The sequence below is a fragment of the Janthinobacterium sp. GW458P genome (assembly GCF_002127585.1).
GTDB lineage: Bacteria > Pseudomonadota > Gammaproteobacteria > Burkholderiales > Burkholderiaceae_D > Janthinobacterium.
Genome location: NZ_NEGZ01000027.1, coordinates 75930 through 87103, shown reverse-complemented (window position 1 = coordinate 87103; position 11174 = coordinate 75930). Strand labels below are relative to the sequence as shown.

Sequence of the window (11174 nt, the reverse complement as noted above, 5' to 3'; positions counted from 1 at the left end):
TCCTTTCTATGCTGCGGCGGGATGTCGCGCAATTTTCGGTGAGCGACTGGACGGCGCGGCGTTGGAAAGTCCAGTAACCGCCTCATGAATCAGAGCTCGGCGCTGTTCCGTCACGAGCTTGGCCATTTCGACGATGGCTTCGTCTTGCAAATCGATCGCCTTCAACCTTCGGTCAAGCTCGTCGGAAAGTCGAATCTGCTCGGCCAATGGCGGGAGAGGAATTCGAATGTCCTTGAACTCGTCCCAGTAGAGGCGGAGGCGAAAATCGATGATGCCGCGTGAACGCCGTCGCATCTCCTCAACGCCCGAGCTTGTCCTTAGCATGTGCTCGATGAAGCGCGGCTCGACCTTGCGACGTGGACGGGAAACGACATAGGCAGGGCTGACCAAGCCATCCACGCGGGAGACGCCAAAGCCGCCCTGCCAAGCCCGCATTTGGTTGTAGACGATGTCGTCGGGCCTGACCCTCTTGTATTTGCCGCGATTCTCGCTGCGAGCCACTTTTCGGTCCTGCTCGCCATCGACGAGCTCCTTGTCACTGATGCCACGATGGATCGACACACTCAGCACCGGGAGTCCTTCCCCGCCAAAGATCGCCACCTGCTTAAACAGATGTCCTATTCGATCCAAATGCCAACCCTTGGGCACTTCGCCGTGCCAAGCAGGCGCATCCAGTCCTCCAGGATTGCGCGGCGGATGAGTCAACAGGACTTCCTCACGGAGGCTCTTCTTGATGTCGGAAACGGCCTCGCGACGCAGGGCAAGCAATTCCAACTGCCGGTCGACCGAGATGAGCTTGAATTTGAGGTCGCGCACGATTTGCGCTTGCACAGGTTTGGGTGGCAGCGGGATCCGTCGCGAGCTAAGGATGCCCCAATCCACCCGCGGCATCTTAGCCCCCGCGACCTCGTCGCTGATATGGTCGATAAAGCCCTTCGACAGCAGAAGGAAACAAAGAAACATCGGATCGACAGCAGGCGTCGGGATCATGGGAAGGAACTCGGTCGAGACCGCGAGCGTGTCCCCCGCCATGAAGACCTTAGCAAGGTATGGACGCAATTTTCCAAAGCAAATGGTCCCTGGCGCCACGACGTTGAATGTAGATACGTCCTCGTCGAGAGGAACCGGGGAGGCGACGCCGGTCAGGGCTTGGACGTGTTCAAGGCCGGCATAGAGCCGAGGCTTTCCCAACTTCGACACTCGTGGAAGGTGGACCACATCCTTGAGCCTGACGTCCTGCCAACCAGTCGGAATCGACGCCATCCAAGCCGGCGGCGGCAAACGATGCAGCGCCACCATCAACGCGTTCCCTTGCGTGGTTCTTCGAACGCCGCCTGCAACCTGATCATCTCCGCGCTGAACTCGCCAATTTTTCGGGAGAGATCGACGCTTGACATGACCCTAGGCGGCTTTGGGAATACTCGATTGAAATTGACATCGCATCCAACTTTGGATGCGACGCGCGAGCAGGGTTCGGGCACCCATTCGCTCAAAAACGCGCCGATCAATTCCTCGTTCTCAACTGGATCGGATGAGAATTGCGTAGATTCGAAGTCCTTTTCGAGCAAAGGCGTGGTTGAGACAGAGATCGTCGCAAATTTGCCTTTCTTGGTCGACGTAGCCTTCGCCTTGATCGATATGCGCCCCAGCCCCAACTCCTTGGCGCGCCCGGACATAATTCGGACGACATGCCCACTCTCCGTGTCCGCGATGTATCCATCCTCGCTATCCAAAGCCCGCACGTCAATTCGCGCGGCAGTTTTGATCCATACGTTGACGAGAGCGCATGCGGACTCGACCGACGAGGCAATATCGGAATGGTTTTCAATCCGGCCATTCCGGACGCGCACTTCATGCGCATCGATGAGCAATTCGAATTCATCGAAGGGGACGGGAGCCACCTCGCTGATTGAGCGCCCCTTCTCGTCAAGCCTACGGACGAGAATTTCCACCTTGTTGTGTAGGAGCTGGTCAACGGTCATCACGCGCGAGATCGGCCCGTCCGCGTAATCGAGGAAGGCGCCAACAATCCGAGCACGATTGCCCGCATCGATCTCGCAGTTCTTCTTGTTGAGGTTCCGCTTGAGCTTCGTGAATGCCCCCTCCGCGTTAATCAAAATGACCTTGCCCTTGCGATTTTCCGGCTTGGCTTTGTTCAAGACCCATACATACGTAGAGATGTCGGTGTTGAAGAATTCGCCGCGCGGGAGTTGGATGATCGCTTCGACCAAGTCCAACTCCTGGATCAGCCATCGTCGAGTCTCCGATTCCCCTCCCCCGGCGCCGCCCGAGAAGAGGGTTGAACCATTGTGGACAACCGTCGCGATTCCGCGCTCAGCTAGGTGATAGGCAGCGTGCTGGAGAAACAAGAGTTGGCCATCCGATACAGGAGGCATGCGGTGTTTTGCAAAGCGACCGGACGCATCTGCCTCGATCACGCTTTTGTGATCCTTCCAGTCACCGCCGTAAGGGGGATTAGCAACGATTATATCGAACTTTTCGGACAGGAACAGGTCGTTCGTCAGGGTATTGTCGTGTTCGATGCGGGCGTCATGGCGAAATCTAGCTTCGATCGCGGACAGGGCGAACAGCGTGTCGTTGAGCTCCTGCCCGTAGGTGCGAACAGAGAGCTGCGGAAAAGCGTCGCGCATGGCGTCCTCGGAGGCGAACAAGAAGTTGCCCCCGCCACACGTCATGTCGTATATTTTGGCGATCCCATCCCGGGGATGGCTGTCGCGCTTCCACATCTCAACCACGAGGTCGTTGGAGAGTTCGATGACGTCGCTTGGGGTGTATTGCTCACCAGCAGTTTCCGCCGAAATATCGCCCCATTTCCGCTTGATATGCTCCTCGATCGTAGTGACTTCCGAATTGGTGAACGGCGTCAAGTCGATCGCGGCCCATCTTGCAGCAAATGCGTAAAGCGGGCTATTCGGCCGGGAAAATAAGTCGGAAGCCTTGCCTTGAATATCCAAATATTTCGGCGTCCCCTCGGCATACCCAAGGCCGAGCAATCGTTTGGTGTCCGGATCGTATAGGTTGAGGTGCGATATGAGCCGGTTGCGGAAATTCCCGCCCGGCACGGCGCAGGTCTCTTTCAATCCTTTATCCAAGAGAAGCAATTCGGGATGGTAGCCCTTGTTGGCCGCCTTGGCTGCAGCTTCGAGCCAATCTTGATGATCCTGATTGCCGTCATCGAAATCCACGCCCGTGGCCAATTGGAATTCCACCAGTTTTTCGGCCTTGAAGCGGCGAAGCCGCGATTCAAGAAGCATCAGCGCGAAAAATGGCATCATATAGCTAGGGAAGTCCCCTTCTTTGATTCCCGCGCCGCGAAGCGTGTCCGCCGTCTTCCAGATCGTCTCGGCATTCGCCAAGAGCGCCGCCCCGATTTTTTGCACCATGTAGCCCTCAATTCCAAAGTTCGACTTGCGTAATCGAGCATTATAGCAACGGTCAGCTCCCATATGCCATTGCCGACCGAAGCTGACACTGCCTCATCCCTACCCGACTTCATCGTATCGAAGGGCAGCAAGGTCTTCTGCTTGGACTCCAAGGGCGCCCTCTTCTTCGACGCCGTTGCATGTAAGCTATTGGACATCCACGAGGTAGTAGTGCGAATGTTTTTTCCAAGGTTATATATCAATAGGAATCAGCAAAAGCTTCAGTTCAACAAATGAATTATGATGTTTCTCTATATGAAAAACAGGTGGAATTGGTAGAACAAAATTGCCGCCCTGAAATACAGGATACGCAAGGACCCCCTTCCCACATCCAAAGCGAGTGGCATAGGCAAGCATTTGGTAAACATCGCTTTCTTGCACTCCCCAATCTTTTGCCGCAGGCTCTATCGTTTTCCACTTTGCGTCGACAACCTGCTCCGGCACTGCCCCAGCAGACTGATCATCTTTTCTCCACACAATCACATCAGGGGTGAGCCTGAAGACTGGTATGCCGGCATTCGATGCTGCCACTGAGCCCATTGGTGGATTAATACTCGCCAAGTGCCTTGCGGTGCAATGGCGTCTCGCGACCAGATGGTCTTCAAGATTTTTCTGAGTGTGGATTTCAACCCAACGCTCAAACAGCTTCTCCATATCAAAGAGCAGTGATGGAGCCTCGCTGACACCGGAAGATAAGGTGGGGCTTTGAAGGCCTAGAATGACCTTAGCCCAACTCAGTGCCTCGTCGTATCGTTTGGTAGATCGGTTACGTGCAAATCGGTTGATAACAGCGACCGTAATGCTCCTCCCTGAAATCGCGGACAGCATGGACCTAGCCTCAAGCCATAAGCGATGGGTCTTTGCCGATAGCACAAATTTACGGCACACAAGCAAGGCAGCAAGCAGTGCTTGGTTATATGGATTGTCCGAGGAAAAATCATCATGGATGCACCTGATCAGACCGTTTCTACCAACGCCCGAAAGCTGCGTCTCTACAAACATCAGCCGCCCACGCAATGCCGGCGAATCAGAAATTTTTTCGACGTAGCCAGACTTTAGCCCGCCATGAGCGATCCGAAGCACCTCATTAAGAAATGCCCGGACAAATACGTCCAGCAACGATAGTTTCGCCAAGTCCTGGGCGGCGCTATCCAAAATCGAGAGTTTCAAATCCTGATTACTCGCCAGCATCCGCAACAGAGCCAGCCTCGCCCGCTCTTCCTCTTTTGATCGCTCCGGATTCTGCATATCGTCTGCCGACCAAATTTTGGGCAATATTTCCAACACCTGACCACTAGGCAATCGCACAATCCCGCACATCTGATAAAGCTGAATACCGCCGACGACTCTACGGCAAAATCTTGGGCGTGTTTGATTCATACCTTCTAACGCAGCAGCTGAGGCTTCATCTATGCATAGGCGACCGCCAGCCTCGCGAGGCTTATGTAGGCGGACGTCACCCGCACGAACTACGGCAATCGTCTCGCGTTCAAACACCGAGATGGATTGCATTAGAGCACCGAAGATGCTTCAGTAGCTGCGGCGGCGCCATGCTGCACCTTAACTACGCTTGGTTCGGCCCGTATAGGTTCGTCCGACGCCTTGGCTGAACGGTCGTAGAGCAGCCTGAAATCGAGCTCAGTCCATTTCTCGATCTTCTTAGCAGGACTAATGGCAAGGCGCTTCTCAGTGCCCACTAAATCTTCACACCCGTCAAAGAGCGCACTTGGAGTTAAAGGTCGTTCATCAAAGAACACCGTGGCCCCCGTCTTCCCAGTCAATGCGATTTTGGCCTGATGCGTGTCTTCAAAAAAATACTCCATCAATAACGGAATGATGCGAGTAGAGAAGGCTCTTCTCAGTCCTTCGATGTCGTCGATATTCATGAGAATTGCATGCCCGATGGCATGATCCCGGTCTCGCAGAAACTCCACACGATCGTTGACAGCACTCAGAAGCTTCCTCAAATCAATCTCTCCCACCATCGGCGGCTCGATCAATTCCGGCATCGCCGGGCACTCGATGAATTCGAAGCGACGCCGCAAGGCATGGTCGATCGCAGTCACCGAACGATCTGCTGTGTTCATCGACGCGATGATGTCCAAGTTACGCGGCACGGCCAGCTTATCCCCACTGTATTGCAGCGTTACAGACGATGAAAAGTCCTCGAACTTTACACCGGGATCACATCGCTTACTTTCTTCCAAAATTGTAATGAGCTCGCCAAAAACTTTCGCTACGTTGGCTCGATTGATCTCATCAATAAACAGCGTGTGTCGTATGTCGGGATTTGCATGAGCTTGTTCACAAATCCTTCTAAATGGTCCTTTAACAGGTCTATCACTGAGCTGTCCATTTTTACCTGGTTCTGGACGAAAACCTTCTACGAAATCCTCATAGGAGTAACTTGGATGGAATGATAGAAATTCAATCTGCTCCCCGTCATCAAAACGTTCACTGCGTAATTTTGACATCTCGTAAGTTTTACCGGTGCCAGGAGGCCCAAAGTAAATTCGATTGATGGGTATCCAATCGGAAAATGGAACACTTTCCGCATCTTCTGACTCGTCGAGCGGCTCCTCAGCAGCGTCAGAAGGACTGTCGACCGTCAAATCGAATAAATTCGCAGCAGTCTTCGGACGTTTCAGGATTTTGCTGCGGACAAGAATCGGAGGATCTTTGTAGAAGTCCACCTCTAAACTACCCTTGGCAGTCTCCAAGGCTTGCCTTGCTGTGAAGAGTGCTTGATCTCGAGAGGGTCTATCCTTCAAACTCGATGGCGAAATGCCAAGCATAGAAGAACGGGCTAACTTGGCTTTGTCCTTTTCCGAAAAAATTCTCTCGAATTCATCAGGAAACATGAGATGGCATAAGCAGTGATAGAACTGCCTGCCGTTCGCCTCATCGAAATGGTCCAGCCACTCGGCAAAAGCCCAAGGCTCGGCGAGCAATAAAGAACGAACATCCAAATCCATTTCCATCAAATTTTTAAACGCGACGACGGCGAATTGAAGTTCCTTCCACTGATACATATTAAAACCTGGACCTGCACTGCCTATGCCAGACAGTGCAGAGTCATTTAAGAACTGAGAGTTTGCGTCGTCACTGGGCAACGTAGAAATCGGCGTGGATGTCATATTCCAGACATAATGCACACGCTCGCGTTTTTTCGAGGCTCGTAGATTGGTTGGTCCCAGCAAAAGAATCCAGTAAATCTCAGCAAACAAAGCTACGCTTTCAGCGGGGCACGGCTTCAACTGCTGACCAAGCTTAGTCACCATGTTCCTCTCATCGTCGATGAGAGGATTGTTGACGTAATGCTTGATGAGAGGATCGAAGTTCTGGGGAATCCAGATTTTCTGATGCCCGACATCCAGGATGGATTCGCCATCAATAAGAGCCTGTTTTTTGAATTTTTCCGCAGCAGCAAAGACTGCAGCCGCGTGACCTTTTGGATTGTATCGACTCATATTTAATCTTTTCGTTATGCGGGTCCTGCGATCAGGCTTTACGCAGCCCGCCTGGTGGATGTTCGCTCGCTAATGCTGCCGACTGAAACAATTGCTCAATCATACGTGAAAGGTTCATTTTTTTGCCAGTCCAATTCCCCATGTCTTCGGCTATGGCTTGGGCTACCTCTTCTTATCATCCCTCGACGACAAGAAGCTCGAGAACGTGGTTCAAGGTCACTCAGTAGCTTCTCACGGCAAGCGCGTTGATGCCCTCATGAAGACGCGCGGCCTCATCGCAAGCCTGTGCTTCATCGAGATCAAAACGCACTCGACTAAGCTGCTTGGAGACGATCCATACCGCGCCGGATGCTGGGCGCCGTCAAAGGAGCTTGTCGGCGCGGTAGCCCAAGTGCAAGGCACTGTGCATGGGGCCGTCTCCCAGATCGGTGCGAAATTCGTAGGGCAGGATGAGAAAGGTGCACCGACTGGGGAGGAGGCCTTCAACTTTCAGCCGAGGTCATTTCTGGTCATTGGAAGCCTGTCGAAATTCATGGGGCCACACGGAGTCAATGTCGAACAATACCGCTCCTTCGAGCTGTATCGCCGCAATACAGCATGGCCGGAAATCATCACTTTCGACGAGCTCTATGAGCGGGCAAGCTACATCATCAATCACAACAGCAGCGGTAATTTAATTTCAGGAAAGGCAAATTTCCAGTAAACAAACCCGCTAAAGACCCGAGGCGGCATTCTTTGCTTAGCGTTGACTTTGTCTTCCATACTTTATAACAAACTCTCTCAGTCAGCATAAAGGTCTTTCGGGCGAGCCAGCTCAGTGTCGCATCGGCTCTGTTCAGGTTAATGGTGAAGGATTGGTCTTCTGAGGGCCGACGCGAGGTCCTCGGCTCGGGCCGCGCCCGAGCCCTAGCACTTCAAGCGCATCCACGCCAAAAGCTCGGAAAATGCATCGTGGTGACGTCGCGAAGGCCCCTAGGGATCTACGTTTGAGCCTCTCGTGGTAGAATTGTTAACTGACTGCACGTGCCACGCCTTACTCAGGCCCAGGCATTTATAGCTGGCCACGAAACTCTTGACCGACACGCCCAAGGCCGTCCACACAAATGACCGCTTCGCGGGCGGCGATCGAGCCGGCCAAGGCCTTGGCGATCTCCTCTCCACAAAACTTCGGCAGGACCTTGCCCTCTTCCTGGCCACGGGCTCGGACGACCAAGACCACCCAATTCTTGTTGGAGCGGCCCTTGCCTGCCGCCCNAGCGCCCTCTTGGGATCGACGAAAATAGGTCTCGTCGCCATGGCCGTCACACCCAGAGAAGCTGGCTGCAAGTCATTGATTTTATTATTTAAAAAAGATGTGTATAACGATATGGCGTTAACCCAGTATAGTTGTGCACGCAACCTTCTTTTGTCGATACAATTTCAATGAGAATTAAAGATGCCTCGAAAATCTGCAACCCCAGTAACTCAAGCTGATGTCGTCATAAAAAGCAAACGCAGGTGCGCTCTTTGCTTTGGATTAGACCAGAACCTAAACGAACGTGTAGGACAAATTGCGCATCTGGATGGCAACAATCAGAACTCCCAATTCGGAAATCTGGTTTGGCTCTGCTTAGAACATCATGACAAGTTCGACTCGACCACGAGTCAAACCAAAAACTACACACCGATTGAAGTGAGGACGTATAGGGACAACTTGTATCTCCATTTCAACTCAACAAACTTTAGCCAAGAAGATATCCAAGAAACGCGGACCTATCTAAAAGAATTCGGCCCGATGTTCGAATACCTGTTCAACGAATACGAGGAGCTCGCTTTCCGTATCGACGCAGATATGCTCGATACACTTGCGAATATTCGAGACTTTTGGCATACTAGCCCTCTTAGATCATTCAACTCGAAAGTTCGCGGACTACAAGACAGCATCGCGAACAACATTGTTGGACTGTGTGGAATCTACCAATTAAATATGTATGATGCCGTCGGTAGCTACATAAAATTCGATAGTCAAAATTTCAAACACTCTGAGCTCACCGATCGACGCGCTTTAGCGAGAGAATATATCGACTCGATAGGGCACTCCTTCCATGATCTTCAAGCCATTGCAGTTTTATAAAATAAGATTATTGGCTCTGTTCTGATTAAAGGTGGGAACGTTCATTCAGGCATTTAATTGTGGCATCGCTTTGGCGTGCGCCATGACCGAAAAAGACTTCGAACCCGTCCTCACCATGCCCCCCCTTGGCATGGACTCCGCGCAGCTCCAATACCTCCGCTCGGCCTCGCGGGAGGCCGAGAGCCCCCATCGCTTCTTGGGGCTCCCCAAGCCCACCAAGCAAAGCCCATCTCCGGCACCTTTGAAGTCGACGAAACCGACTTTCGCCAATACTGACTGAATCGCTGACCTAAATGTTGACAGCGGCGCCACGCTCGAACGATGGAAAGATGGCATCAGGCATAACAACTTCCCAAATTTTCCCGCTCGATCTTTTGGCCTCCGCAGCCATCAAGCGCAACATCAGGATGCCAGCGCGTTGATGTTCCTGATAGACTATTGGAACATAGCCTGCACGAGATCGCTTATGCGGACGCACACCAACAGGACCTTGCGCTTTTCACCGCCGGAGCGGCACAAATTGCCGACGCTAGTCATGGCGGGGAAGCGCCTCGACAATAAGGACGAGAGAAATGGATTACACCTGAAGGACGTGCTACTGGCTGGTTGATACGAGGCATAACGAATAAGCAAACAATCAAAAACAAAAAAACAAAAGCTGCATAGCTCCAGTCTAACGTAGGCGACTCACGTATCGATTACATCGGCTTAGGCGCCGTGGCATTTTTTATATTTTTTAGCACTACCGCATGGGCACGGATCATTTCGCCCCACAGGAACAAATCGGCAAATAGGCTTGGTGGCCGGTTGTGAGGCAATGGAAGCCATCAACCCTTGCACAGTCAACGCCGGAGCTATAATTTGAGCGGCGGGGCGCCGTGTCTTTTGATACAATTGGACGCATTTTGCCAAAACATGCCCGGCAGGAATCTGCAATGGAGTTCCGCATTTTTTGAGGATCTCTTGCGTCAGCTCCAATGACCTAACACCCAATTGTAAGTATTCGGCGGGGAGATCGTCGCACTGAAGTTCTGCGGCGGCGGCTACCTCCTCTGGTAACAAGCGCAATCCCTGGAACGATTTAGATACATGTTCTATATGACTCTTGGGGACCTCGCTAGCCTTGAGCATGCAAATAATCGCTTCACCCCAGATGCGATTTTCATCGCTACAACTCCAATTATCAAGATTGACGAGCCCATATCCCGATGCGCTAAATATTTCTGCAATAATAGATGCGCAAGTGAAGCCATCCGAATTTTCTGTGGGCGTATATGCGCCCATGGAATCGATGGTTCCCCGCCCCGCCAATAGATTCATGCCGTAATTGGGGCTCCGGGAGTGATTATTCTCTTTCGCTTCATGACGCTCAGCATAGAGCCGAGCCAGCGCAATGAGTTGTATCGCGTGCAGAGGCTCCATGGCGACGACATGAGCAATCCAATTCCCGCCTGGATGAGATTCTTTTTCGTATGTGTCGAGTTTAAGCCGCCGATGGTTGGCCAGATGAAGCATCTTCGCATCACCTTCCTCCGAATAAAACGCCATCCCCAAATGGCTGCCAAAAAGACCATGGGCCAAGCATACCGCGATGTTATCGGGGCCCAGCTGCACATTTTTCACATCTTCATAGGCCATCTAATCCCCTAAACTTAAATCAATCCCGAGAGGATCTTACGTTCATCGACGCCACTCTGAGCGAGCGATTCGCGAGCAACTCGCAAGGCATCCGACCAACCTTTTACTTTTTCTTTTCTACGCAAAGTCGCTCGTAAAATGACTGCCAGATGTATCGCACTTACTTGCTTAGGATCAAGGCCCGATAAATCAACCGCCCAATCCCCAAGCTCTAACATCGCGCGAAAAACCGGCCTCGCCGTTCTTGTCAATGCGTTTGCGCTCACCTCAGCGTCTGGATCAAGCACTCCCTTCTTCCATTCGCTGGTGAATTCATCGATCTGCATTTTTATCTCCAATCTCGCGGCAAGATATGCAGGCGAGTCCAATGGCGAAGTCCGCGCTGCGGGACTCGAGCTATAAAAACGAACACCGCTTAATGCGCTGTGCGACCTCCCTGACTGGTTTAAGCCTTGCAACGCTTGAGAGGCCGCCGGGGCCGATATGGTCCGAATCCCGGTCTGGCCCTGA

Annotated in this window: 8 protein-coding genes; 2 read left to right on the top strand and 6 right to left on the bottom strand. The window is 52.4% G+C overall.

From position 1 onward, the window contains the following. Positions 1 to 6: 6 nt before the first annotated feature. The 4 genes from CBW50_RS16255 to CBW50_RS16240 form a co-directional block, all read right to left on the bottom strand. The gene (locus tag CBW50_RS16255) at positions 7 to 1299 is read right to left on the bottom strand and encodes a restriction endonuclease subunit S (RefSeq protein WP_086146524.1); all 1293 of its coding nucleotides are present in this window, start codon (positions 1297 to 1299) and stop codon (positions 7 to 9) included. After that, positions 1299 to 3404, bottom strand: coding sequence for an N-6 DNA methylase (locus CBW50_RS16250; protein WP_086146523.1), 2106 nt, complete (start codon positions 3402 to 3404; stop codon positions 1299 to 1301). The genes CBW50_RS16255 and CBW50_RS16250 overlap by 1 nt, the downstream gene beginning before the upstream one ends. 231 nt (positions 3405 to 3635) lie before the next feature. Then, entirely contained in the window at positions 3636 to 4955 is a 1320-nt protein-coding gene (locus CBW50_RS16245) for an McrC family protein (protein WP_086146522.1), read from the bottom strand. After that, positions 4955 to 6913, bottom strand: coding sequence for an McrB family protein (locus CBW50_RS16240; protein ID WP_086146521.1), 1959 nt, complete (start codon positions 6911 to 6913; stop codon positions 4955 to 4957). Before CBW50_RS16240 ends, CBW50_RS16245 begins: the two co-directional genes overlap by 1 nt. A gap of 157 nt (positions 6914 to 7070) precedes the next feature. Here CBW50_RS16240 and CBW50_RS16235 point away from each other — a divergent pair, with 157 nt between their 5' ends. Next, positions 7071 to 7616 (top strand): Shedu immune nuclease family protein, encoded by a 546-nt coding sequence (locus CBW50_RS16235; protein WP_226935954.1) that lies wholly within the window; start codon positions 7071 to 7073, stop codon positions 7614 to 7616. 732 nt (positions 7617 to 8348) lie between these two features. After that, complete coding sequence (locus tag CBW50_RS28940; protein WP_139842541.1) at positions 8349 to 9026, top strand: hypothetical protein; 678 nt, start codon at positions 8349 to 8351, stop codon at positions 9024 to 9026. A gap of 708 nt (positions 9027 to 9734) precedes the next feature. Here the strand turns inward: CBW50_RS28940 and CBW50_RS29980 are convergent. Together CBW50_RS29980 and CBW50_RS28930 are read right to left on the bottom strand one after the other, a co-directional pair. Continuing rightward, entirely contained in the window at positions 9735 to 10664 is a 930-nt protein-coding gene (locus CBW50_RS29980) for an SEC-C metal-binding domain-containing protein (RefSeq protein WP_086146516.1), read from the bottom strand. Between the two features lie 14 nt (positions 10665 to 10678). Beyond that, positions 10679 to 10990 carry a hypothetical protein gene (locus tag CBW50_RS28930; RefSeq protein WP_139842540.1) on the bottom strand — a complete coding sequence of 104 codons (312 nt, stop codon included), beginning with the start codon at positions 10988 to 10990 and terminating at the stop codon, positions 10679 to 10681. Between the last annotated feature and the right edge of the window lie 184 nt (positions 10991 to 11174).

Excerpts from the sequence above, each read along its gene's own strand:
- CBW50_RS16255 (WP_086146524.1), bottom strand. The coding sequence starts at position 1,299 with ATGGTGGCGCTGCATCGTTTGCCGCCGCCGGCTTGGATGGCGTCGATT.
- CBW50_RS16250 (WP_086146523.1), bottom strand. The coding sequence starts at position 3,404 with ATGGTGCAAAAAATCGGGGCGGCGCTCTTGGCGAATGCCGAGACGATC.
- CBW50_RS16245 (WP_086146522.1), bottom strand. The coding sequence starts at position 4,955 with ATGCAATCCATCTCGGTGTTTGAACGCGAGACGATTGCCGTAGTTCGT.
- CBW50_RS16240 (WP_086146521.1), bottom strand. The coding sequence starts at position 6,913 with ATGAGTCGATACAATCCAAAAGGTCACGCGGCTGCAGTCTTTGCTGCT.
- CBW50_RS28940 (WP_139842541.1), top strand. The coding sequence starts at position 8,349 with ATGCCTCGAAAATCTGCAACCCCAGTAACTCAAGCTGATGTCGTCATA.
- CBW50_RS29980 (WP_086146516.1), bottom strand. The coding sequence starts at position 10,664 with ATGGCCTATGAAGATGTGAAAAATGTGCAGCTGGGCCCCGATAACATC.
- CBW50_RS28930 (WP_139842540.1), bottom strand. The coding sequence starts at position 10,990 with ATGCAGATCGATGAATTCACCAGCGAATGGAAGAAGGGAGTGCTTGAT.